This window comes from Microcoleus sp. B5-D4 (assembly GCF_036705145.1).
In the GTDB taxonomy this organism is placed as follows: domain Bacteria; phylum Cyanobacteriota; class Cyanobacteriia; order Cyanobacteriales; family Microcoleaceae; genus Microcoleus.
This window is the reverse complement of the sequence record NZ_JAUBTV010000052.1, coordinates 28,803-52,978: the sequence shown is the minus strand read 5'-3', so window position 1 is coordinate 52,978 and position 24,176 is coordinate 28,803. Positions and strand designations below refer to the sequence as shown.

Below are 24,176 nucleotides of genomic sequence, written 5' to 3'. Positions count from 1 at the left end.
AGTCCGAGAGTTCAGCCTTGTGGCTGGAGACGCTATGTACGGACTTTCACCGTGATTTGCGTTTCAACGAATCGCACTCGACCTCTCAATGCGGTTGTATCTTAGTAGATTAATCGCTTTGCAGAGATTTTGCAAGTTTTTCGATAAGTTTTTTATTTTGGCTCGACCTAGAGCCGTACAGTCGAGCAGAAAATACGGTAATAATTTCTAAAACGTCGCTGGCAAGGTCTTCTTCAAAGGTTGTGTCTTCTTTTTTGTTCAAAATTACCACTTCTACTTCGTGATATTCGCAGAGTGAAAAAATAAGTTCAGATCCAAACCTTAGTAGCCTATCTTTGTGGGTAATTACAAGTCGAACCACTTCGCCGTCTAAGATGGTAGAGATTAGCTTTGTTAGTCCTTTTTTGCGGTAATTCATTCCACTACCTAAATCTCTAATGACTTCATATTCCCAGCCAAAAGACTGACAGTAGCCAGACAAGACAGCATCCTGTCTGTCAAGATCGGCTTTTTGATCGTGACTGGAGACTCTGGCATAAGCAAGTGTCTTTCCTGTTTTTTGTTCAACAAAGTCGGAAAGACGATATCGCCTGTGTCCGCCATCTGTCCGCACGGACTCTAGTTTTCCCTCTTTTTCCCAGCGTCGTATTGTGTCAACGCTGACCGCCTTGAGTTCTGCCAATTCACCAATGCTAATCAGTCTGTTCATTAATTTACCGAGAATCTGGTTCCTAAATCCTAGGTAAATCTAGGTAAATTGTCAACTGCCGTTAACCCCTGATGCCGTATCACCATGAGAGATGGTACTGGTTAACTCAGTCGCAACCGCACCGGGGGAAATGTTGGTAGAACGAATTTCACCGTTTGACTCCAGCCGCAGCCCTTCGGAAATCGCTCGCACCGCATACTTGGTAGCACAGTAAACTGCCCCCGCCGGAAATACTTTATGTCCTGCAACAGACGACAAGTTGATTACGTGCCCGGACTTCTGTTGGCGCATAGTCGGGAGCACCGCAGCGATGCCGTAAAGCACGCCTTTAATGTTGACATCAATCATTTGATCCCACTCATCGACCTTAATCTGGTCAAGGGGAGACAGTGGCATTAAACCCGCATTGTTGACCAGCACATCAATGCGTCCATAGGTTTCCAGCGTTGCGTCTGCCAATGCTTGCATCTGGGCGCGATCGGCCACATCGGTGACTCGATAGGCAACTGTGCCACCTGTTTTTTCGATTGCAGCCACCAAGTCCTTGAGTCTATCTTCGCGGCGCGCAGCAAGCATCAGTTTGGCTCCGCTGGCGGCTAAGCGATGAGCGGTGGCTTCACCTAAACCGCTACTTGCTCCTGTAATGATGACAACCTTGTTTTGAATTTCAGACATATTCACTCCTGTTAATTGATTAAATCGGCTGACCTAAAATCGATCGCAAATTCGCTTAATTACCAAGCGCGATCGTATTGAATTGGAGCAGGAACGGATTGACGTAGTTGCTTGGCAGCCCGCATCGGCCAATAAGGATCGCGCAGCATTTCTCTGGCCAGTAATACCATATCTGCTTGACCTGTACGGATGATGTGGTCAGCCTGCGCGGGTGCAGTAATCATACCAACGGCTCCGGTGGCGATGTTGGCTTCGCGTCGAATGCGATCGGCAAAAATAGTTTGATAACCTGCACCCGTGGGAATCTTTTCACCAGGTACAATTGCGCCTGATGAACAATCGATTAAATCAACGCCCAGTGACTTTAATTTATCGCTGAGTGTAATACTTTGTTCAATATCCCAACCATTTGGAACCCAATCGGTTGCAGAGATGCGAACCCAAAGCGGTGTTCGATCGGGCAAAACATTTCGCACCGCTTGCACGACTTCACATAAAAACCGGATGCGATGCTCAAAAGTGCCACCATAGTCATCTGTCCGTCGATTGCTCAAGGGAGACATAAATTCATGGAGTATATAGCCGTGAGCCGCATGAATCTCGATTACGTCAAATCCGGCTTCGAGGGCGCGTTGGGCTGCCGTGACAAAGGATGCCGTCAACTTTTGAATGTCTTCGATACTCAGAGCCATCGGGGCGGGGCCATCGGGTTCAAATGGAATGGCGCTAGGGGCGATCGAAGTCCATCCTCCCTGAGATTCCGAAAGCACATCGCCGCCATCCCACGGAGGTGCTGTACTGGCTTTTCGACCTGCATGAGCCAGTTGAATTCCAGCAACCGCACCGTTGCGGTGAATTAACTCGACGATTTGCGCCAAATTTTCAATGTGAGCATCGTCCCAGATTCCTAAATCTTGCGGCGTAATTCGTCCTTCAGGCTCGACTGCTGCTGCTTCAGTCATCACCAGCCCTGCCCCTCCTACGGCTCGACTGACGAGATGAACCAGATGCCAATCATTCGCGAACCCATCAACACTGGAATATTGACACATGGGAGAAACTGCAATGCGATTTCGGAAGCTAACGCCACGTTGATCGAATGGCTCAAATAAATGGGACATGGTTGTAAATGCGTGAGTTATAAAATGCACAGATGTCAAGTACAGACTTTCTTCACACTGGGAAGTTGACTCGATCGCCTCTAGCGCAGCCTTTACAGGTGCTACGGCAGGTTTCACCTAATCCTCGTCAGTTTGACTCCCCTGACTGGACACAATCAGAAGTTCAATGGCAATTGACAAAGGTCGCGGGTGCATAGAGATGGCTGTCCACAATGCCAATAATCGGGGGCATCCGAGGGCTTGTCACTATACAGCTCAAATATCTCGACTGAGTGCGTTTTTGAGGAATAAAATCACAGTTTAGGCTTGCGAGTCCGAAAGTAACAATCACCCGTTAGAAGGAGATTAATTTCACAGCCGACTGTATCGGGATTCTTAGCTTCCAACGGCAGCAAACCTTCGGATTTTTTAAAGTCCGCCTTCTGCTTTGGGACGAAACATTTTTTCAACAATATTTTTCCGCAGAAAAACTGTCAATGGTTTTTCTATCAAAGAGTAGAATATGCAACCAAAAACTACGGCGAACACTGCCAGTAGAGCCGGAGCAAAGAAACCGTCGAAATATTTTGCTAAATTCGCCTTTTGCAGAATTTTTGTACTTGCTGAAATCAGCGGCCCGTGGGTCAAAAATATCGAGTATGAGGCATCTCCCAAGAAAATTAAAAGAGCAGGAATTTTCGGGGACTCCTTGAGGTCGATCGAGGTGGCAGCAATGATTAACATAGCTGCTAGGACTGCAAAAGTTGTGACGCGCTCAAACTCTATGTTTCCCCCTGCGACGACCATTCCTAAAATAACATATCCTAAATTTGCTATTCCAAACAATATCCACCTGTACTTACCGATCTTATTGTTATATTTAATCACTATATAGGCAGCCAAGCAGCCCAAAACAAATTCTAGATTCATATTGCCAAATAGTTGATTTAGCAAGAAAAAAGATTTGGGGAAATTTATAAGGTTACAAAAATGTAGAATCGTGATAAATAGCCAAGTCGAAAGTATCGGTACAGAATGTTTTGGTTTGAACCAGATAGCTATACTAAACAGGAAGTAAAAATATAATTCGTAAATTAAAGTCCAACCTACATCGAGAATGGGCTTGTCATTTTGAGGAATCAATAGCAGCGAAACAATTACCTGTCCCAAACCTAAATCTTTATTGTTAGCAAAACCGGGAATTACTAGAAAAACACACAAAACTGTCAGAGTAATTATCCAGTATATCGGATATATTCTCACGGCGCGCTTGACTAAAAACGATTTTAACTGGTCTTTTTTACCTATCGCCGATCGGTGAATATACACCATTATGAAACCGCTCAATACAAAAAAGTAATCAACACCGCTCCACCCAGCCTGAAATAAATTAAAAAAAGTAACTTGATTTAATCTCTCGGCGCTCATATCGGTGAGGTGAAACATTACCACTAATACAGCCGCAATCCCTCGATAAACTTGCAAGAGGTTAAGCTTTTTGTGAGCAGTTGAACTCTGTGCCATGAGAAAATACCTGGGTCAAGGGTGGCCGTTGTGCTTGTTCCTCAACTATAGTCAACGCGCCAAACATAGTCAACACATTAGATACTATAATATAACTTTATACTTTTTTCATAAAGTTGTGCAAGAAGACTTCCGACTGATCGTTGACTTAGTTCTAGTTCTCGCTGCTGCCGCAGCAGGAGGACTCTTTGCATCGCTCTTGCGACAGCCGGTAATTCTCGGCTACCTGCTGGGAGGGATCGTAGTTGGGCCGGCTGGTTTGGGGCTGATTAAAGAATTAATTCAGGTAGACACCCTGGCTGAATTCGGGGTTGCCTTTCTGTTATTTGCCTTGGGAGTGGAATTTTCTTTCGCCGAACTCCAGAAAGTTAAAACCATTAGTTTGGGCGGGGGGGGCTTGCAAATTGTGCTGACGATCGCCATTACTACTGCAATTTCCTTGGCTGTAGGCTGGGTAGAATCGCCTCCTCAAGGCGTGTTTTTAGGAGCGATTCTGTCGCTTTCTTCGACAGCAGTTGTACTCAAGTGCTTGATGGAGCGCAATGAATCCGGTACTTCCCACGGTCAAGTCATGCTGGGAATATTAGTAGTTCAAGATTTGGCTTTGGGGCTAATGCTAGCAGTTTTGCCGGCACTCAATCAGCCAGCAGAAGAGATCGGCATGACGGTAGCGTGGGCCCTGCTGCGGATCGGGTTATTTGCTGTCGGTGCTGTAGTCGCCGGCATTTGGATGGTACCGCAGTTGCTGCGCTATTTGGCGAAAACAGAAAGTCGGGAACTGTTTTTGCTGGGAGTTGTGGTGTTGGCTTTAGGGATTGCGCTGCTGACAGAATATTTGGGTTTTTCGATCGAGATGGGCGCATTTGTGGCGGGTTTAATGATTTCCGAGGTGGAATATGCCGACCAAACTCTAACTTATGTCGAGCCTTTGCGAGATATTTTTGCATCCTTATTTTTTGTCACCATCGGAATGTTAATCGACCCGGTGTTTCTGTGGAACCATCTAGAAGTAATTCTGGGACTGGTATTTATAGTATTTGTCGGCAAATTCTTGATTATAACGCCGATCGTCCGACTATTTGGCTATCCGCTAAAAACAGCATTAATCGCAGGTTTGGGCTTAGCTCAAATAGGAGAATTCTCCTTTGTACTCGCTAGTGCCGGCCAAGCTATGGGGCTGGTTTCGCGGAACGTTTACCTGTTAATTTTAGGAACGACAGCAGTCACCCTCGTGCTAACTCCGTTTGTATTGAGAAGCGTGCCGCAGTTATTGAAATGGGCGGAAAATTTCGGGCCTTTGCAGCGCTATTTTGACGAAACATCTCAACCTGTGGCAATAGCTGAAACTTTGCCGGAACAAAATTATGTTGTGGTTTGCGGCTACGGGCGAGTCGGCAGAATTTTAGTCAAAATGCTGCAAAGCCGCAACTGTTCAGTTGTGGTGATCGATGAGTCAGAAAGTAGAATTCAAGAGTGCAGAATGCAAGGAATTCCTTACATTTACGGGAATGCTGCCAGTTTGCACGTATTGGAAGCGGCGCGGGTGGAACGGGCAAAAGCAATGGCGATCGCCCTTCCCGATCCCATGAGCACTCGCTTGTGTCTGAAGCGGGCTTTAGAATTAGTCCCGGATTTGGATATTGTGGTGTGCGCGAACCAAGATAAAGACATCGAACTGCTTTACCAACTGGGGGCTTGGGAAGTCGTGCAGCCGGAGTTTGAAGCCAGTTTAGAACTGTCTTCCCATTTGCTGGCTGGCATGGGACTCTCGGCAATGGCGATCGGGCGGGATGTGCAGCAAATTCGCAGCAGCCGCTATCTGGAATTGCGGCCACCGCGCGAACCTTTGGCGATTTCGCGGGATTTGAAAGTGGCGGTTCGAGATATGAACAGCGAGTGGTACAGCTTGCCGTCGGGTTCTCCCATCGCCAGCATGACTCTGGAAGAAACTAACCTGCGCCAGTTGACAGGGGTTAGCGTGATGGCGATCGTCCGCGAGAATGGCGAGGAAATTGATTATCCCAACGGGAAGACAGCTTTGCAGTCGGGCGATCGACTTTTTGTAGTCGGAGAACCGGAAGAACTCATCAGTTTTGAGTTGCTGGCGAAGGGGGAAGTTGCAGTGCCGCAGGGCGACAGTTCTTGCCAGTGGTTGAGGCTGCCAGCAAACAGCCCTTGGGCGGGCCAAAAACTGTCAGAGGTAGATGTGCTGACGCAGTACGGGGTGCAGGTGCGGGCGATCCGCCGGGAAGGGAAATTTACTCGCTGGCCCGACGGAACTACGAATTTGCAAGAAGGCGATCGTTTGCTGCTGTGTGGCGGCTTCTACGAGCTCGGCTTGATGCAGCGGACGGCCTCACCGCCTGTGCCGCAACCTGCTTTAAAGCTGCCTTTGGTCAAGGCCCAAGTCATCGAAAAGCTGTTTAGCGATTAGTCAGTTGGCAGTTGGCAGTTGACGGTTGACAGTTCAGAGTTGGCAGTTGACTGTGGTGAGCTTTCCAGCCAACAGTCAACAATGCCCAATGCCCAATGCCCAATGCCCAATGCCCAATGCCCCATGCCCCATGCCCCATGCCCCATGCCCCACTCTCAGCCGTTGGGTTTGAGATAAGCAATTGCTGGTCGCGAGATCAGAATTTGTGTTTCTGAGGGATCGAGGAGGCAAATGCAGCTATTATCCTGCCAAAAAATTCTGCCAGCTACTAAGTCGCCGGTAACGAGTTTGATCTCCACCTGTTTTTTGTCTTTGATGTAGCTTTGTATTAAGCGAACGCTGGGCAATCCGGTTTCAAATTCAGACATAGTTCAGAAAAATATAGTCAAATATTACCTTAAACCATATTCTTCTGTTTATACCGTTTAACCCTTACTGCCGCAGCAATTACAAGTGCCTGTGCCCGATGAGAGAGAAACCCATTGGCGGTTAGTTTTCGATCCATATTCATTGAGCCATTGACATCAGCATTAATTAGATATAGATATCCCTGTGGAGTTATAAAAATTATATTTGTTGATATTTGACGACAAAGGACTATAAATTCCATAAAGTTTTATAATAGTGGGAAATGGGTAATTTGGTCATCAAATTATCTAATGAGTTTTAACCAAAAGAGGTTTGTTTTTATGCCGATCGAGTTTGCGAAGTATCACGGACTGGGAAATGATTTTATTCTGATTGACAACCGCCACTCGTCAGAACCGGTGATCACGCCAGAACAAGCTGTGGATTTGTGCGATCGACATTTCGGGATTGGTGCAGACGGTGTGATATTTGCTCTTCCGGGTCAAAATGACACTGACTATACGATGCGGATTTTTAACTCCGATGGTTCGGAACCGGAAATGTGCGGCAACGGAATTCGCTGTTTGGCTAAGTTTATTGCCGATTTGGAGGGGTCTGGAATTCACCCCCCCCAACCCCCCCTTGCTAAGGGGGGGAGTGAATCTAACACTGAGTACCGGATTCACACCGGTGCGGGCGTTATTATTACCGAATTGCGATCGGACGGTCAGGTGAAGGTGGATATGGGAGTGCCCAGGCTGCTGGCTGCGGAAATTCCGACAACTTTGGCTGCAGCGGATGCCAAAGTTATAGATGTGCCGATCGAAGTTGCTGATAAATCTTGGTCTGTTACCTGCGTCAGTATGGGCAATCCTCACTGCATTACCTTTGTAGAGGATGTTTCGGCGGTTGCTTTAGAAACTGTCGGGCCTCAATTCGAGCACAACAAAGCCTTCCCGCAGCGTACCAATACGGAATTTATTCAAGTGGTACGTTCAGACTATGTAAAAATGCGGGTGTGGGAAAGAGGTGCGGGTGTTACTCTAGCTTGTGGGACTGGTGCTTGTGCTGCTGTGGTAGCTGGGGTGTTGGTAGGGAAGTGCGATCGGGCAACTGCTGTTGAGCTCCCCGGCGGCGTTTTGGAAATCGAATGGGCAGAAGTTTCTGGGCGGATTTACATGACTGGGCCGGCACAGCGAGTATTTACTGGTTGTATTAGTCATTAGTCATTAGTCATTAGTCATTAGTTATTAGTCATTAGTCATTAGTTATTAGTCATCAGTCATTAGTCAGAAGGAATTTTTTGTTTAATTAACAAGCAATAAAAATTATTGAATTCAAAATTTTTATTGCATTCTGACCAATGCCTTCCGCCTTCAGAAGTTATTGGCTGCGGACTGAAGACTGAAGACTAATAACTAAGCCTGAAATCTAAAATCTAAAATCTAAAATCTAAAATCTAAAATTAAGTAGGTGGGCTGGCATGGCTGGAGGTATTTATCTGATTCAGGACGACGACAGGCTGGTAGAAATGATGGAACAGCCCTACGACTCGGAAGACCAGTTACAAGAGTTGCTAGTAACTTATCCTAATTTGATCGCGGGAGACCAAATCGATCGGGCGACGGCGCGGAGGTGGCTGTTAATTTCGCGGGAAGCTGCACCCAGCGATGAGGAAACAGCGGTGCAGTGGTCGCTGGATCATTTGTTTCTCGACCAAAATGCAGTTCCTACTTTGGTGGATGTCAGGCGAACTCCTAATGCCGAACTGCGACAAAAAGTGTTGGGTCAGTCGATCGACTATGCTGCTAATGCGTTGGTTTACTGGCCTGTCGATTCAATTATTGCTCTGTTTGAAGCTAATTGTCGCGATCGGGGTCGCGATCCTGAACAGATTTTTGAAGAGTTTCTCGGTGCGGATGCTAATGAAGACAGATTTTGGCAGAAGGTTAAAACTAATTTGCAAGCGGGTAAAGTTCGCTTAGTGTTTGTAGCTGACGAGATTTCCGCTGAAATGCGCCGAGTTGTGGAATTTCTCAACGAACAAATGGACCCGGTTGAAGTTTTGGCCCTGGAAATTAAGCAGTATGTAAGTGAAGATGGTTTAAAAACGCTGGTTCCCAGAGTCATCGGTCAGACAGCGGAAGCACAGCAGAAAAAATCCAGCGCAACGCGCGAAAGAAGGCGGTGGGATGAATCTTCATTTTTTGCGGAAATCAAAGCTAGACGAGGCGCGGACGAGGCGCAAATGGCAAAAGCAATTTACCTTTGGGCAAAAAGTCAAGAACCCGAAGTTCAAATCCAGTGGGGAACGGGGGACGCCTACGGCGGTTTCGCGGCTCAATTGCCTCAAAAGGGAAGAAAACCCTATCAGTTATTCACTGTAGATATTGCTGGTCGAATGGAAATTTCTGCTGATAATTACGGTTCTCAGCCACCGTTTAATGCGGAACAAAATTGGCTGGAATTGAGAAGTAAGCTGAGTGCGATCGGTCTGTCGCTACCTATAGAACCGGGCGAGAGAAGGTCGCCGAGTCTGGCTTTGTTTACTTTGCAAGACGAATCTGCCCTCAAGCAAGTTATGGAAACTTTTGACTGGGTGATTGAGCAAATTAAAACGTTATAGTCAGTAGTCAGTAGTCATTAGTCATTAGTCCTGGGTAGTTAATAATTGGTTACGATCGCCAACAAATAACAAATAACAAATAACAACTAACAACCCACAAATAACCAATAACAACTAACCACTAACAAGTAACAACTGGCTAATGACTAATGACCAATGACTATTGATAGCGAATGTTTGCTTGTTTCAAACGCCGCAATGCTTCTCCCAGTCGATCGCAATCTGCAATTAAACTAATTCTCACATATCCTTCGCCGCCCGGCCCAAAAGCATTACCAGGAGTCACCACAACACCCGTTTGCTGCAAAACATTCAGGGCAAAATCAGTCGAACTCATGCCGCGAGTGCAGGGAACCCAAAGATACATTGCAGCCAAAGGTTTAGGAATATTCCACCCTAATTCTGCCAATCCTTCCACCATGAAATCCCGGCGAGTCCTGTAACGATTCTGCACTTCGTGCAAGTAACTATCGGGCAATTGCAGTGCTGTTTCTGCTGCTGTTTGCAATGCGGAAAATATACCGTAATCTAGGTTAGTTTTTAATGTCCGCAAACCTTGAATAATTTTGCTATTTCCTACTACAAAACCGACGCGCCAGCCGGCCATATTGTAGGTTTTGGACATGGTGTGAAATTCGACACCGATTTCTTTACCGCCGGGAATTTCTAATAAACTTGTTGGTTGATAGCCGTCAAAGGCTAATTCCGCATAACACAAATCGTGAACTAGCAAAATTTGATGTTTGTGTGCGAAAGCCACAATATCTTTGTAAAATTCGCGGGGTGCAGTTGCTCCAGTCGGATTGCTGGGATAATTGAAATAAAGTATTTTGGCTTGTTCGGCTACGCTGTCGGGAATGTCGGCTAAGTCAATTACCCAGTCATTTTCTGGTTTGAGGATGATGTTGTGAACTTTTGCACCAGCGATGATTGGCCCGCGAAATAATACGGGATAAGCAGGACTCGGTACTAATATTAAGTCCCCTGGATTGATATAGGCGATCGCAAAATGTGCTAAACCTTCTTTAGAACCCAACAGAGGCAATGCTTCGCTTTCTGGATCGAGTTCAACATTGTAGCGACGGCTGTACCATTTAGTAATAGTACGGCGAAAACTGGCAGTTCCTTCAAAGGGTGGATAGCCGTGATTTGCAGAATTTTGGATGGCTGCGACGGCGGCTTCTACTACTGGTTGAGGAGTGGCACCGTCGGGGTTTCCCATTCCTAAGTCTATTAAATCGAGTCCTTGTTCGCGGGCGCGGGCTTTGAGTTCGTCGAGACGGGCAAATACGTAGGGCGGTAGTTTTTGCAACCTGTCAGCAGGGGTAATCCAATCCAAGGTCATTTATTTTTTGTCAGTTGTCAGTTTTCCTGGTTTGTAGTAAGGACTTTCGTCCTTGCTAGCACAGCCTTTTCAGGACTTTAGTCCTTACTACAAACTGTTTTAATTCTTAATCTTTAATTCTCCCACAGGTGCGGTGGTAGAAACCATCGCTGCCATTAATTGTTGGGGAACAACTTTAAAAGGCAGTCGGTGGATGTCGGAATTGGGATTGCAGGCTATGTCGGCGGCGCGCTGTAATTCTGCTATGGTAATGTCTCCGAGTCCGAGGTTGTCTAAAGTTTGGGGTAATCCAATCTCGGCGTAGAATTTTAGCAGTTGCTGTCTGGCGCTAGCGGCGAGTTGATTGTTTTGCAGCATTTCTTCTAGTCGCAGTTGTACTAAAATGCCGTAGGCGACTTTTTCGCCGTGCAATGTGCCGTGACTTGCTAATAGATGAGTTAGGCCGTTGTGGACGGCGTGGGCGGCGACGGTGCGACATTGGGCGCCGCCAATTCCGCCGATTACTCCTGCTAGCAATACGGCTGCATCTGTGACTTCTTGCCAGGTTTCGCTACCGGGTTCTTTGAGGGCGGCGGCTGATTTTTGGAATAAAATATCGCGTAGTATTCTAGCTTGTTGAACGGCGGAAATGATCAGGGTTTGTTCGGAGTGTCCGCTGCTGACTGATGCTTCGTACCATTTGGCGATCGCATCTCCAATTCCTGCTACTAATGTCCGCTGTGGTGCGGTTTGAATTAAGCCGTAGTCGAGTATTAATAAGTCGGGACATCTGGCTAATGTGACATCGTATTGGAATGCACCTTGTTCTGAATAAATGTTAGAAAGGGCTGTCCAAGCGGCACAGGTTGCTGCTGATGTGGGTATTGTGACGATCGGGATTTTGCACTGATGGGCGACGAGTTTGGCTGCGTCTAAGGCTTTGCCGCCGCCGACACCGATGATGAAGTCGGCTTGATGGGTTTGGGCTGCTTCGCGGAGGGATTCGAGGCTGGTTTCGCTGCAATCCTTGCCGTATGCTGTTTCGGCGGATTTTAACTGCTGCTGTTCGAGGATTGGTTGCAGGTACGGTTGGGCGGCGGCGAGGGAGTTGCTGCCGCCGACGATTAGCGGCCGCTTTCCGAAACGGGCGATCGCATCTCCGGCTTGTGCTAAGGCCGATCGACCTCGCAATACACAGGCGGGAGCAATTGTCAAGGAATAAATTGCAGTTGGGGTGGCGGTTTTAGTGCTTTGGGTTTGAGTCATCGAACCACTGGATAAGTGACGAGAAGGTTGACGCTTTGCAGGATTGCTGGATTTTCTAGGATAACTCTAACCTATGTTGGGCGATCGGGTAAGTTTTGTAAAGTTTTTATTAAGTATTGTGCGGGGTTGGGGGATGGGAGGGGGGAGTTGAGGGGCGATCGCGAGTATTCACCCAATTGTAGGCTTCCAATTCGATCGTTTTAATGATTTATGTTGCATAGTGCTGAAAGGACAGATGCTTTGTTTCAGCATAACAATTGTCGATCGAAGGGCTTTACAGTGTTTGATAGGTTCTTTGTTGATCGCTGTTGTCCAGGAAGGAGCTAGTCACGATATGCTCTGCTTTTATACCAGCCTTAATCAATAATTGGCTTAAACCTTTCTCGAAGTTATCCTCTTCAATTATAACTTGATTATCGACTAAACGAGCATGAAACAGAATCTTGTCAATGCTTCATTAAGAAAAGGAGAGTCTGACGGGGAGTAAGAAGGGTTTGACATACATGAGCAACTTGGGGTATTGTGTGGTTATATGATGTATGTATTGTACAATGTCTGCGACACAATTATACGTTCGACTGCAGAGTTACCAGTAGGAAATAGCCGCAAGCTTGTTTATTGGATACCAGTCTCGACAGATTTGTGTTGGGTTAGCTAAAATATGCCAAATTGCAACTTAAAATTTAAGCCAGCAACAAAGGAGTAAGTGATTGAAACCTACTTGCCATGTCTGTAAAAAACGGATTGAGGATAACAAAGGAACTTATTGGATAAAAGGAACAGGTGGTATTTTTGCCAGAGGTGTATATCCTAGTACATTAGTGTGTGCACATTGGGGAAAATGTGCGAAAGCTTTAGGTACATACTTTGACCAATTTCCTCCAGATGAGAAGGGAGAGCGATGGTTTTGGGGCCATTTACCCTTCTTCACTCAATCCGCTGAGAAAGTAACTGATGACGATAAATTTATTTATGTTCTAAAGTCGAACAAATATTACAAAATAGGCATTTCTAAGGAAGTTGCAAAAAGGATGCGGGAACTGCAAACAGGTGATCCAGTTAAACATTTATTTGTTTGCTCTTCTTTTTTTGAAAATGCACCTAAATTTGAAAGTAGTTTACATGAAGCTTTTCACGAGTATCGAGTAGGAGGCGAGTGGTTTGAGTTGCCACCTGAAAAGCTAGAAGAGCTCATTAAAATTTTAGAAAACAAGGATTTTATAATGCAGGTTCCACCACTAGACAATATAGTCTACTATCCTCCCAATACACGTGTTTTATGGCGTAATCAGCCCGGTATTGTACATAGTTTAGTTATTAAATCCTATAAATATGAGGTTGGCTACAATATAGTGCTTGACTCCCAAAGTTGTAGAGATGAGCCAGACGTAACCAATTCAGGCTATGACGAGTTGATTTTAGAAGATGCTCGAATACCAAGTGTAGAAGGTTACGAGGTCGAAACCCTCGATCCAAATTATGTCTGAGGATGACATAACGTCTTTAGTCGCTCAACAGGAACTTTACATTTTTCCCGACAGGTGAAACCCGATCGCCCGCAACTTCCCTCGATCGCTCGCCCGTTTCCAATATCCTAGAAAAACACAGGCACGGCCAAGGCTCAAATCAGCCCGGGCTCGATCGCCTTCTCTCTGTGATCGCACAGGAAACCATCCCTAGTTGATGATGGTTGTAACAGAATTTGTGGGATTATGATTTCTGTGCAATTAGCCTTCTTGCCTTCATGCCAACGAATGATTCTGACCTACAAATCCAAGCACGAAGAATTCTAGACGCGATTGCTTTCATTCCTTTTGAGCAATGTCAACCCTTGACCCGTGGGTTTGAGAGCATTCCTGCGCGTCCTGGCATTTATGCAATTAGGCACAGAACTGATGGATTGCTCTACATCGGTAAAACCAAGAGCTTACGAGGTCGCTTCAGTGGTGGGCACAAAGCTTTTTTGTGGGCATGGCTCGATAAATATAGCGATGAAGACATACGGATTGCAGTACAGACAATTTCTCACTGGCAGAATCCTGCGTTACTATTGGAGCTAGAAGCCATCATTCTAAGAGCTACTGAACCCCCTTACAACGTCCAAATTCCAACTGAGATGTAAATGCCATGCAAGCCAAACTTCAAGAGCAACTTTCCCTCGCTGATGCCGAAGTTATTTTAGGACGTTTTCCTGAACGAATTCGTGCTGCCCTAATTGCTCGTGCTGCTGAAATTGAATATCCAATCGAAGCAGTCATTGAGATGGCAATCGCTAGTTTCCTTGACACGGAGGCATTAGGTTTTGCAGATTGCAAACCAGGACGCGGACAATAACAGCGTCAAATGGCGATCGCCGCGGTCTAACAACCCGGTTGGAGCGGACTACCGAAAGATATTGGTGGTGATGCAAAAGTTATTTCTAGCCACTCAATCGGAACGTTGCTTTTGGCTGAAACAATGCTTCTAAATTATCTGCCCGTATTGTAACATTAAGCTATTCACCTCTAATTGCTGTAGTTCAATCTATGAGAAAACCACAAACTGTTAAAGCTTTGGAAGATCTAGGACGGGTTCAACTCTCTAAGAGTTTTTTCATGCGTGAGTTTCTTTATTCAGAAATCTCTCAAATTGAAGGTATCCCTAACATTCCTAGCCATCCTGACTTGGCGATCGAAGCAGGAAAAAATTTGTGTGAGAGGGTGCTTGAACCAATTCAAGATGCGCTTGGTCGGATTAGTATCCGCTCAGCCTATCGTTCTTGTGCGGTGAACGCCAAAGGAGCAGAGAATAAAAATCAGTACAACTGTGCCAGTAATGAGGCCAACTATGCAGAACATATCTGGGACGTAAAAGATTCAGAGGGGTATATGGGAGCAACAGTATGTATTATTGTTACATCATTCATCCCTTACTATGAACGCACTCAAGATTGGACAGCATTGGCATGGTGGATACATGACCACATTGATGCTTATGCAGAAATGACCTTTTTCCCAAACTATGCAGCGTTCAACATTAGTTGGCGCGAGAATCCTAATGTTTCAAAAGTAATTTATAGCTACGTAGAAAACCCGCACACTGGTAAGAAGAGCGGGTATCTGACAAAGCAGGGGATGGATAATTTCTTAGGTTTGCATGAGCAGTTTTACCAAGAATTTATCGATCGCTGACTAAGCATCGCCTTGAACTTCTATGCGATAGTTGTAGCCCTGTTCGGTGAGGAATAGTTGGCGGTGTCGGGCAAAATCTTCCTCGCAAGTTTGTAGCGATACTAATGTATAAAAGCTGGCATTGTGTCCGTCGGCTTTGGGACGGAGAATTCGTCCGAGGCGCTGCGCTTCTTCTTGGCGAGAACCATACTTTCCCGATACTTGAATCAACACATCGGCATCGGGTAAATCGACGGCAAAATTGCCCACGCGAGAGAGAATTAATCCGGGAATCTCTTTGTGACGGAATGCTTCGTATAACCGATCGCGCTCTGCCTGTTTTGTCTTTCCCGTAATCAGAGGCAATTGGGTAATTTTGGCGATCGCATCCAACTGTTCGAGATACTCACCAATAATTAAAATACGGTGTCCCGCCTCTTTTTGCAATAAACCTTGCACCACATCCAACTTACCCGGATTTTCCGCAGCAATCCGAAACTGGCTGCGGCGGGGCGCTAGGGCATATTCCATTTTTTCCGCCTCATTTTGGGCGACGCGGATTTCCGTACAATTGGCAGTGGCAATAAATCCCTGTCCTTCCAATTCGCGCCAAGGTACGTCATAGCGCTTGGGCCCAATCAACGTGAATACATCGCCTTCTTTCCCGTCTTCGCGAATCAATGTCGCCGTTAAACCTAACCTGCGTCGTGCTTGTAATTCAGCAGTGATCCGAAATATCGGTGCAGGTAATAGATGGACTTCATCATAAATAATCAGTCCCCACGATTCGGCGTTAAACAACTCGAAATGCGGGAATTCATCATCTTTATTCGATCGATAACTTAGCATTTGGTAAGTCGATAGGGTGACAGCAGCCGTCTGTTTGGTGACACTGCTGTACTCAGCGATCGCATCCTCCGTTAAACTCGTTTTGTCTAATATTTCCCTGCGCCACTGGTGCACAGAAGTTAAACTGCTGGTGAGGATGAGTGTCTTTTGCTTTATCAAACTCATCGCTAACATCCCGACTATGGTTTTACCAGCCCCGCACGGTAGGACGATCGTCCCACTTCCACCTTTTACCTCCCCGTCCTGATAGAATGCCTCTGCAGCTTCTTGTTGATAAGTACGCAAGTTAAAGGGCAAATCTGTTAGAGTACGATCGCGCAAAGAAATCCCTAATTCGGCACCCTCCACATATCCAGCCAAATCTTCTGCCGGATAGCCAACCGCTAGTAAAGCTTGCTTGAGTACGCCGCGATTCCCGGCATCGACTTGAAAACAAAGATCCGAGATGCGCTTGCCCAACATTGGTTTGACGCGATCGTCCCGTACCAGCAATTCCGCTAGGGGCAAATCGGCAATTCGCAGTTGTAAATCGGGGCTAGCCGCATCGATTCTTTCAATTACAGTTAATCCATACCGCGCCCCCAACAGTTCAATTTCCTGCGCTACGGACTCAGGAATGGCATACTTGGCATACTTTCGCAAAGCTGCGATCGCGTCTTCAACTGGCATTCCCGCCGCCCGCGCATTCCACACGCTGAGGGGCGTGATGCGATAGGTGTGGATGTGTTCGGGACTTTTGATTAATTCGGCAAAGGGGGCGATCGCTTCTCGCGCCTGTTGTGCTGTGGGGGCGTGAACTTCTAGTAAGATCGATCGATCGCTTTGCACGATCAAAGCATTTTCGGGAACATAATTCATAAGAAGAAGGAAGAGGGAAGAAGGAATGCACTACACGGATTAACACGGATACACGGATTAATTATTAGGCTTGTCTCAAATGCGATCGGGAAGAAGGAAACTATTTTAGATACTTGTAGGGGTGAAGCAGTCGGGCGATTGTCCCTGCAATAAATTTCAGGATTTGTATCGGGCTGCTGCACTCTGGCGCGAGTGCGATCGATACCATCGGACAGGATTTTATACCACTTTTAAACGAAATAACAGTATTCTTGTCCCCCCCGCAATGCAGCGGGGGGGCAAGGGGGGGCTAGGGGGGGTCAAAGAGTGTTGCACGATTTTAGAGAAATGGTATTACTATTTATCCCGCATTCTTGTCCCCCCCGCAATGCAGCGGGGGGGCTAGGGGGGGTCAAAGAGTGTTGCACGATTTTAGAGAAATGGTATTACTATTTATCCCGCTGGGGTAAGACGTAGCCGATCTGCCGCAGGGCGTTGCGAAATTTAGTTTCCTGGGATAATGGAACTGCTAAAGTGCTAGCGCCCGCTAGCTGACAGAATTTTTTGGTACGGGAATCATTGGCAATCAACAATGCTAAATGGGCGTTAGTACATTCGATTAACTTGACAGTTCCTGCATCTTGCAAACTATTCGATCGTTCTGTAATATCCGTCAGAAATTGCTGTACGGTTTCGGGTAGCGGTTCGATACTTCTTGTCTCTAAAACTTCTTTAAATTCTGCTAGCGGGTATCCGGCTTCAATGGCGGTAAATAGCTTTTGTCGATCGAGTTGCCAGACGACATCTGAAACTTTTTTAGCATAGAGATCGAGGACGATCGCATCTGATGTCGCGATGGCTTCTCCTGCTACAACAATATCTAAATTGGGCAGTACGCGGAGTGTTTGACGGAACTCAATTGCTGGCGGGGTGTAATTTTGAGTCAATCCCAAACAGTAAGCCCCCAAAGCTGTCAGGCGAAAAGAGATTAAGCCGTCGTAGCGACTGAGAAATCTCAAATCGTCCGTTCCCCAAAGATCCTCAAAATCGCTGGGTACGAGGGACGGATCGGCATAGGCAACATCAATTATTCCCAGGGTAGCAACATACTCAAACAACAGGCAACGCATATATCTTTCTTGCAGAATATGCCAATCGTGACTGCCCGAATATCCTAAGTTACCATACCCAAATTCAGAAATATACAGATTGTCGGGATCGCGCGTTACTTCAAACCGATTGCCCGTTGCCAACATATACCTGCTAAATTCGCTAAACAGAACCCATTTACCGACGGGACATTCTGCTAGCCTTGAGGCGATCGCCTCTCTCCGCCCCGCCACCGCTGTCATGCCGCGCGCGCCCTTGCCGGTTTGTCCTTTAATCGCATCAATGCGGCGAAATTCATCAAAAGTGTTTGTTTTTAACCAGCGCTTCCATGCTGTCTGTAATCCTTTGCTAGGTGATTCTTGCAAAGCTTTCTGTCCCGCTTTGGTCAAAACTAGCTTTTTGCCCGATAGTTCGGCGAATTTGCTCGCTTGGGCGATCGCGGCCCAAGCAAAGGATTTGATGTTACCAACCTCGTAGAATGTATCGCCCTTTTCCACGGTAGCTTGGCGCTGTTCGTCGTTATAAAAATCACCCCCTTGCAATACGGCGGCGATCGCTTTCTGAGTTGTGGCACCAGGTAATGCGGTTTTCTCACTAACGGCAACTTTGCCCGACTGAATCAGACGCAAAACAGCTTCCAAATCCTTTGGGGCAGCCCGTTCCATTTCAAAAATTGTCAAAGGAAGTTCGTACTCGGATACCTCTTTTTGATATGTACGAAAGTTATGTTTTTCTACACGAACCATAAAATTCTCTGGCAGTACATCGCCAACCAGATTTAAGGAAATTCCTTGAGGTTTTGGCACAAACTTCAGCAATTTTTCTTCCAGATCGTAGGGTATCGCAGTGCCGTAGAAGAACAAGGATAGTAGGGATGGTTCTCGGTTGTATCCATAGCGATCGCTCTTTCCCCAGTCTGGTTGTTGTCCGTATTTCGCCATAAATACATCGGCATCATAGCCACCACTTGACCCATGTATAACTTCCGCTACGGCCGCTTTTTGCAAATCGTCTAATTGCGCCCAAACTTGCTTAAGTTTTTCTCCCTGCATTTGCTGTTTAATCCCAGCAACCAGGTCAGCTTTGCGGGTTAATTTACGATCGCCCGACAACAGTGCATTCAGCTTTTTTAAATCTTCAACAATTATTCCTTCGAGTGCCTCTTGGAGGGTAGGAACATCATCTATGGTTTGGTAACGCGGCATAATTTTTGGCAATTCGCCTGCTGCAAAATTGTTTGTGCTACCAAATATAACAACTTTGCGAAAATTTTAACTTGAATTTTTGTAACAAAAATCCGAAGTAGGGTTTAATATTTATTGTTAAACACGCAAATTTTATCTGATAAAGTACAGAAGTAGGCGACCTGAAAACAACGGAATTACATAACTACTCTTGCACAACTTTAGGGAAGTAATCTTAATTTAAGATTTGAGATTTGAGATTTAACTCGGAGTGTGAGATAATTATTTACAATCGTGATTTGTGTTTTACTGGGCCCGCCAGCGCGGTAAAACAGCAGTATCAGTCAGCATTGTTAAAAAAAAATCTCAATTCCCAATCATCACAAACAAAGCGATATGAGCGAACACCCAACCATCAGCTACCGCACCGAAAGCGACTCTATGGGAGACAAACAAATCCCATCTAATGTCTATTATGGCATCCAAACTCTAAGGGCTATTGAAAATTTCCCGATTAGCGGCATTAAGCCTTTATCAACATACGTTGATGCTTGTGTTTTAATTAAAAAAGCAACGGCGATCGCCAATGGCGAACTCGGCTGCATTCCCCAAGACATCAGTCAAGCAATTGTCCAAGCAGCAGATGAAATCCTAGCTGGCAAATTGCGCGATCAATTTGTAGTTGATGTCTACCAAGCCGGCGCCGGAACTTCTCACCACATGAATGTTAATGAAGTTCTTTCAAATCGCGCTTTGGAAATTATGGGCGATGAAAAAGGCAACTACAAGCGCGTCAGTCCTAACGATCATGTAAACTACGGTCAATCGACAAATGATGTGATTCCGACGGCGATTCGGATCGGCGGATTGTTGGCGTTAGAAAAAACTCTGTTTCCGGCTTTGTCGGAGGCCGTAGTTGCCCTTGAAAACAAAGCAGAAGAATTCAAAAATATTGTTAAATCCGGCCGCACTCACCTACAAGATGCTGTGCCGGTTCGACTCGGCGATACCTTCGGCGCTTGGGCGCAAATTCTGAAAGAACATACCTTGAGAATTGACAGGGCATCCGATGATTTGACATCTCTGGGATTGGGGGGAAGTGCGGCAGGAACAGGCTTAAATACTCACCCTGAATACTGTCAAAAAGTTGCTGAAATTCTCTCAGAATTAATCGATCACCCCCTGAAACCAGCCAAGCATTTAATGGCTGCTATGCAGAGTATGGCACCGTTTGTAAATGTGTCCGGTGCACTGCGAAATCTCGCTCAGGATTGCGTTAAAATGTCCCACGACTTGCGTTTGATGGACTCCGGGCCGAAAACGGGTTTGAAAGAAATTCAACTGCCTCCTGTGCAACCTGGCTCGTCCATTATGCCGGGAAAATACAATCCTGTGATGGCAGAAATGACATCGATGGTTTGTTTTCAAGTTATGGGTTACGATAGCGCGATCGCCCTGGCAGCCCAAGCGGGACAATTAGAATTGAACGTGATGATGCCCCTCATCGCCTACAATCTCATTCACAGCATCGAAATTTTGGGCAATACCATCAGCGCGTTGACTACACAATGTCTGGCAAAAATTGAAGCTAAGGGCGATCGGTGTCTCGCTTATGCTGAAGGTAGTCTCGCCCTCGTGACCGCCCTCAACACTCACATCGGCTATCTCAACGCCGCCGCTGTCGCCAAAGAATCTCTAGAAACTGGCAAATCTTTGCGGCAAATTGTGCTAGAACGGGGTTTAATGAGTGCAGAAGACTTGGCAAAAGTTCTAGATTTAGAGAAAATGAGTGCGATGCCAACATCTTCTGCTAACGTATAGGCGATCGCAGAAATCAGCTAGAAACTAGAAGGCAGAACTCGATTTAATTCTGCCTTCTGTCTTCTGAGTTCTGCCTAAGCCCGGTCACAGGTTAAAGTTAAACAATTCAGAATTCAAATTTTTGATATTTAATTCTGATTTTTTTTATAGTCTAAAGTTGGGGAGCAAAATTTATGCGCGCAGGTTCTTTTGCCAAATTAACTCAAGATAAAGAGAACACAACTCAAGTGACATTTCATTATGTGGAAGGTCAGGCTGAAACTTTCACTATTCCGATGCCGGCACAAGAATTCCAAGAGGAAGTGCTGCATTTGTTAAATCAACCTTGGTTGACTTTCCATTTAGCCGATCAAACGGTTTTTATCTGCACAGCCAGGGTGGTAAAAGTAGAAGTAAAACCTGCTATACCTGAACTGCAAGGTCAAGGAATATTCTCTAACTCGCTGCGAGTTAGTACGATGCAGCGGGCGGCAGTTGGTAGATTGCCAACGAATAGTTAGGGTTCATTTGTATTGAGATTATTCTTGGTAACGCAGGCGCAGATCACCCTGCTTATGGTTTTATGTGCCTGTGTTACACTGAGATTATTCCCGATCGATAACCAATTACAAATTAATTCATAATTATGTCTGCTGTTAGTTTAATTCAGGCCAATTCCTACGATCGCCAAATCTTGCAAAAATCTTTAGAAAGTTTGCTGGCACCCTTGGGCGGAATCTCGGCTTTTGTCAAATCGGGCGATCGGGTTTTACTCAAACCCAATCTCCTCACCGGTTCTCGCCCTACAAAAGAATGTGTCACCCGCCCAGAATTGGTTTACTGCGTGGCGAAAATGGTCATTGAAGCGGGAGGAAAACCATTTTTAGGTGATAGTCCAGCTTTTGGCAGTGCAATGGGTGTAGCCAAAGCCAACGGTTATTTGCCACTGTTGGAAGAACTGAATTTGCCAGTAGTTGAGTTTCAAGGAAAACGCTACGAAACTGTCAGCGAAGATTTCAATCATCTGCGAATTTGCAAAGAAGCAATGGAAGCGGATGTAGTGATTAATTTGCCCAAACTCAAATCTCACGTTCAATTAACCGTGACAATGGGCGTGAAAAATTTGTTCGGCTGCGTCCCAGGCAAAATGAAGGCTTGGTGGCACATGGAAGCTGGCAAAGATAGCGCCAGATTCGGTGAAATGCTGGTTGAAACGGCCAGGGCAATTAACCCTAATTTGACGATTTTGGATGGCATTATCGGCCACGAAGGTAACGGGCCAAGCGGCGGGGAACCTAAGTTTTTGGGAATTTTGGCTGCCTCTGATGATGTGTTTGCTTTGGACAGAACTTTAGTTGAAATTATTAATGCTGATCCCGCGGCGGTTCCCACTGTAGCTGCGGCGATGAGATTGGGGCTTTGCTCGAATTTGGAGGATCTTGATTTTCCGCTTTTGCAGCCGGAAAATCTCAAGGTTTTGGATTGGAAGTTGCCGGAAAGTATGATGCCAATAGACTTTGGTATGCCGCGGGTGATTAAGTCTACTTTCAGGCATTTTTATATCCGGTTTATCAAAGAACGGATGGGGGCTTACGCCGATCGATAGGAGACCTTGGCGACCTCTACATAAAAATCCCTGCTTGTCAATCAGCTATTGTGATGAAGATTAAAGAAAAGTTTGGCTTCCCAACTCAACTGGGAGCTAAATTTTTATGTCAAGGCACCGTAGCGGGCGCAACATTTGCGTCCACCGATATATGAAATCGCAAATTTTATACTTCGCTTTTGCAATAAAATAAATAATATTACTTAGGTATGAAGGCAATAAAGCTTTTATTGGTCTCGATCGCAGCCGACATCGCTACCCAGTTTTATAACTTAATTTATACTTTAATTATTGCTGAATTCCTAAATATAGGAAAACTTACTCACAGCCCGATCGCGGAATGTGTAGTTTTTTATTACACGTGACAAAACAAGTTAAATGCGTTAGCTTAAAGTTCGATGTAAGCTGAAAACCACGCCGCAGCAATCCTGTTTCTGAAACCTAATAATTTTGGGGCAGTCATCCGCTGTATTTCAGATTCGGCAATTGTCACTGGCACATAATTTATTTCCGGATTTGAAATCCAACATCAGTGGTTATTAGTACATCAAGTACCTAAATAATGAAAACTAAAATGCCAAGTCAAAATTGCTTAAGTCCTACCGTCGTCTGTCCGATATCGGGACAGAGTATGAAACCGTGGCTATTGATACCCGGTGATTGGCGCAGACCTGCAAACAAAGAATCCTTTCAATTGTACTGGTGCGAAAAGTCACAACTTGGATGCATTCATCCTTTACCCGAACTCAACAAAATCGCCAGTTTCTACGAGATTGACGACTACTATACTCATCATATAGACTCTACAGGTTCCGAGTCTTCCTCTTCTATTTCCTTCTGGGATAAATTACGCACGCATCTAGCTTGGCGTTTCGATCGCGGAGTAGATGTCACAAGTCAATGGTGGAAGCAACAGTTCGCGACTGCTTCCTGCTCGATATTAGAAATCGGTTGCGCCAACGGCCAAATGCTGCAAGAACTGCAAGCAGATGGTCACAAAGTCTGGGGCGTAGAACCCGATCGACAAGCTTTGGTTTTGGCCGAGCAGCGAGGTCTTGATGTATTTTATGGTACTGCTGAATCTTTGCCCCCGGAAGTCACGTCTAGACAGTACGACATGATTGTGATGAACCACGTACTCGAACATACCAGAGATCCTTTACTTGCACTCCGCAATGCCATGCAGTTGCTCGTGGATGGCGGCAAATTGGTGATGGAAGTACCAAATAACTCTTGTATTGGGCTGAAGTCATCAGGGATTGCATGGATGCATCTAGATGTACCAAGGCATTTGTATTTCTTCACACCGCAGAGCTTCCGCGCTATCTGTGAAAAAGCGGGATTTGAGATAATTTCTACTGAGTTTAATGGCTACTATCGCCAATTTGCCAACAGTTGGATCGATGATGAAAGAAAAATTTTGAGTGTGTTCGATTCAATGGCATCTCATCAGATAGTAAAGCCCAAAGAAAACAGTAAAGTCCAAGCTTGGAAGCTACTACTGAAAACAATTTTTGCTGCTGATGAAAACAAGTACGATTCGATCCGCATTGTGGCACAAAAGCCATAGCAAGATCGAGGGAAGGGCAATAAACTTTTGGTTTTGTGTCCAGTTTGGTTACACACTCACCATAC

22 protein-coding genes are annotated in these 24,176 nt (G+C 45.7%); 11 read left to right on the top strand and 11 right to left on the bottom strand.

Features of this window, described 5'->3' with window-relative positions; all coding sequences use genetic code 11:
- Window positions 1–109 precede the first annotated feature (109 nt).
- The 4 genes from QUB10_RS22040 to QUB10_RS22025 form a co-directional block, all read right to left on the bottom strand.
- Window positions 110–709 (bottom strand): IS607 family transposase, encoded by a 600-nt coding sequence (locus QUB10_RS22040; protein WP_333205420.1) that lies wholly within the window; start codon window positions 707–709, stop codon window positions 110–112.
- Between the two features lie 51 nt (window positions 710–760).
- The gene (locus QUB10_RS22035) at window positions 761–1,384 is read right to left on the bottom strand and encodes an SDR family oxidoreductase (RefSeq protein ID WP_333205419.1); all 624 of its coding nucleotides are present in this window, start codon (window positions 1,382–1,384) and stop codon (window positions 761–763) included.
- 59 nt (window positions 1,385–1,443) lie between these two features.
- Window positions 1,444–2,622 carry an NADH:flavin oxidoreductase/NADH oxidase gene (locus QUB10_RS22030; protein ID WP_333205418.1) on the bottom strand — a complete coding sequence of 393 codons (1,179 nt, stop codon included), beginning with the start codon at window positions 2,620–2,622 and terminating at the stop codon, window positions 1,444–1,446.
- A gap of 291 nt (window positions 2,623–2,913) precedes the next feature.
- On the bottom strand, window positions 2,914–4,008 hold the full coding sequence (locus QUB10_RS22025) for an acyltransferase (protein ID WP_333205417.1): 1,095 nt from the start codon (window positions 4,006–4,008) through the stop codon (window positions 2,914–2,916).
- 118 nt (window positions 4,009–4,126) lie between these two features.
- Here QUB10_RS22025 and QUB10_RS22020 point away from each other — a divergent pair, with 118 nt between their 5' ends.
- Complete coding sequence (locus QUB10_RS22020) at window positions 4,127–6,442, top strand: cation:proton antiporter (RefSeq protein WP_333205416.1); 2,316 nt, start codon at window positions 4,127–4,129, stop codon at window positions 6,440–6,442.
- 155 nt (window positions 6,443–6,597) lie between these two features.
- Here the strand turns inward: QUB10_RS22020 and QUB10_RS22015 are convergent, their stop codons facing one another.
- Window positions 6,598–6,810 carry an Hfq-related RNA-binding protein gene (locus QUB10_RS22015; protein WP_333205415.1) on the bottom strand — a complete coding sequence of 71 codons (213 nt, stop codon included), beginning with the start codon at window positions 6,808–6,810 and terminating at the stop codon, window positions 6,598–6,600.
- A 321-nt stretch (window positions 6,811–7,131) separates the two neighbouring features.
- Here QUB10_RS22015 and dapF point away from each other — a divergent pair, with 321 nt between their 5' ends.
- Both dapF and QUB10_RS22005 read left to right on the top strand, forming a co-directional pair.
- A complete protein-coding gene (dapF, locus tag QUB10_RS22010) occupies window positions 7,132–8,016 on the top strand; it encodes a diaminopimelate epimerase (RefSeq protein ID WP_333205414.1) in 885 nt (294 codons plus the stop codon).
- A 257-nt stretch (window positions 8,017–8,273) separates the two neighbouring features.
- Window positions 8,274–9,416, top strand: a complete 1,143-nt coding sequence (locus tag QUB10_RS22005; RefSeq protein WP_333205413.1) for a hypothetical protein — start codon at window positions 8,274–8,276, stop codon at window positions 9,414–9,416.
- Window positions 9,417–9,576: 160 nt separating this feature from the next.
- Here the strand turns inward: QUB10_RS22005 and QUB10_RS22000 are convergent, their stop codons facing one another.
- From QUB10_RS22000 to QUB10_RS21990, 3 genes are all read right to left on the bottom strand, one after another.
- Entirely contained in the window at window positions 9,577–10,761 is a 1,185-nt protein-coding gene (locus QUB10_RS22000; RefSeq protein ID WP_333205412.1) for an aspartate aminotransferase, read from the bottom strand.
- A gap of 99 nt (window positions 10,762–10,860) precedes the next feature.
- A complete protein-coding gene (locus tag QUB10_RS21995; RefSeq protein ID WP_333205411.1) occupies window positions 10,861–12,006 on the bottom strand; it encodes an iron-containing alcohol dehydrogenase family protein in 1,146 nt (381 codons plus the stop codon).
- A 274-nt stretch (window positions 12,007–12,280) separates the two neighbouring features.
- The gene (locus QUB10_RS21990) at window positions 12,281–12,445 is read right to left on the bottom strand and encodes an element excision factor XisI family protein (RefSeq protein ID WP_333205421.1); all 165 of its coding nucleotides are present in this window, start codon (window positions 12,443–12,445) and stop codon (window positions 12,281–12,283) included.
- A 271-nt stretch (window positions 12,446–12,716) separates the two neighbouring features.
- Here QUB10_RS21990 and QUB10_RS21985 point away from each other — a divergent pair, with 271 nt between their 5' ends.
- Entirely contained in the window at window positions 12,717–13,493 is a 777-nt protein-coding gene (locus tag QUB10_RS21985) for a GIY-YIG nuclease family protein (RefSeq protein WP_333205410.1), read from the top strand.
- Window positions 13,494–13,529: 36 nt separating this feature from the next.
- On the opposite strand, the gene QUB10_RS21980 is transcribed toward QUB10_RS21985, so the two are convergent.
- Window positions 13,530–13,670 (bottom strand): hypothetical protein, encoded by a 141-nt coding sequence (locus QUB10_RS21980; protein WP_333205409.1) that lies wholly within the window; start codon window positions 13,668–13,670, stop codon window positions 13,530–13,532.
- 38 nt (window positions 13,671–13,708) lie between these two features.
- Here QUB10_RS21980 and QUB10_RS21975 point away from each other — a divergent pair, with 38 nt between their 5' ends.
- The 3 genes from QUB10_RS21975 to QUB10_RS21965 all read left to right on the top strand — a co-directional run bounded on the left by QUB10_RS21975 (window position 13,709) and on the right by QUB10_RS21965 (window position 15,176).
- Window positions 13,709–14,128, top strand: coding sequence for a GIY-YIG nuclease family protein (locus QUB10_RS21975; RefSeq protein ID WP_333104206.1), 420 nt, complete (start codon window positions 13,709–13,711; stop codon window positions 14,126–14,128).
- 5 nt (window positions 14,129–14,133) lie between these two features.
- Complete coding sequence (locus tag QUB10_RS21970) at window positions 14,134–14,340, top strand: hypothetical protein (protein WP_006631417.1); 207 nt, start codon at window positions 14,134–14,136, stop codon at window positions 14,338–14,340.
- A 191-nt stretch (window positions 14,341–14,531) separates the two neighbouring features.
- Complete coding sequence (locus QUB10_RS21965) at window positions 14,532–15,176, top strand: peptidase M15 (RefSeq protein WP_333205408.1); 645 nt, start codon at window positions 14,532–14,534, stop codon at window positions 15,174–15,176.
- Here the strand turns inward: QUB10_RS21965 and QUB10_RS21960 are convergent, their stop codons facing one another.
- Together QUB10_RS21960 and QUB10_RS21955 are read right to left on the bottom strand one after the other, a co-directional pair.
- The gene (locus tag QUB10_RS21960; protein WP_333205407.1) at window positions 15,177–16,862 is read right to left on the bottom strand and encodes a DNA repair helicase XPB; all 1,686 of its coding nucleotides are present in this window, start codon (window positions 16,860–16,862) and stop codon (window positions 15,177–15,179) included. It abuts the gene before it with no gap.
- A 428-nt stretch (window positions 16,863–17,290) separates the two neighbouring features.
- Window positions 17,291–19,156 (bottom strand): hypothetical protein, encoded by a 1,866-nt coding sequence (locus QUB10_RS21955; RefSeq protein WP_333205406.1) that lies wholly within the window; start codon window positions 19,154–19,156, stop codon window positions 17,291–17,293.
- Between the two features lie 375 nt (window positions 19,157–19,531).
- Here QUB10_RS21955 and QUB10_RS21950 point away from each other — a divergent pair, with 375 nt between their 5' ends.
- The 4 genes from QUB10_RS21950 to QUB10_RS21935 all read left to right on the top strand — a co-directional run bounded on the left by QUB10_RS21950 (window position 19,532) and on the right by QUB10_RS21935 (window position 24,111).
- Window positions 19,532–20,956, top strand: a complete 1,425-nt coding sequence (locus tag QUB10_RS21950; protein ID WP_333205405.1) for an aspartate ammonia-lyase — start codon at window positions 19,532–19,534, stop codon at window positions 20,954–20,956.
- 173 nt (window positions 20,957–21,129) lie between these two features.
- Complete coding sequence (locus QUB10_RS21945) at window positions 21,130–21,456, top strand: hypothetical protein (protein ID WP_333205404.1); 327 nt, start codon at window positions 21,130–21,132, stop codon at window positions 21,454–21,456.
- Between the two features lie 125 nt (window positions 21,457–21,581).
- Window positions 21,582–22,541 carry a DUF362 domain-containing protein gene (locus QUB10_RS21940; RefSeq protein ID WP_333144478.1) on the top strand — a complete coding sequence of 320 codons (960 nt, stop codon included), beginning with the start codon at window positions 21,582–21,584 and terminating at the stop codon, window positions 22,539–22,541.
- Window positions 22,542–23,172: 631 nt separating this feature from the next.
- A complete protein-coding gene (locus tag QUB10_RS21935) occupies window positions 23,173–24,111 on the top strand; it encodes a class I SAM-dependent methyltransferase (protein ID WP_333205403.1) in 939 nt (312 codons plus the stop codon).
- Window positions 24,112–24,176: the final 65 nt, after the last annotated feature.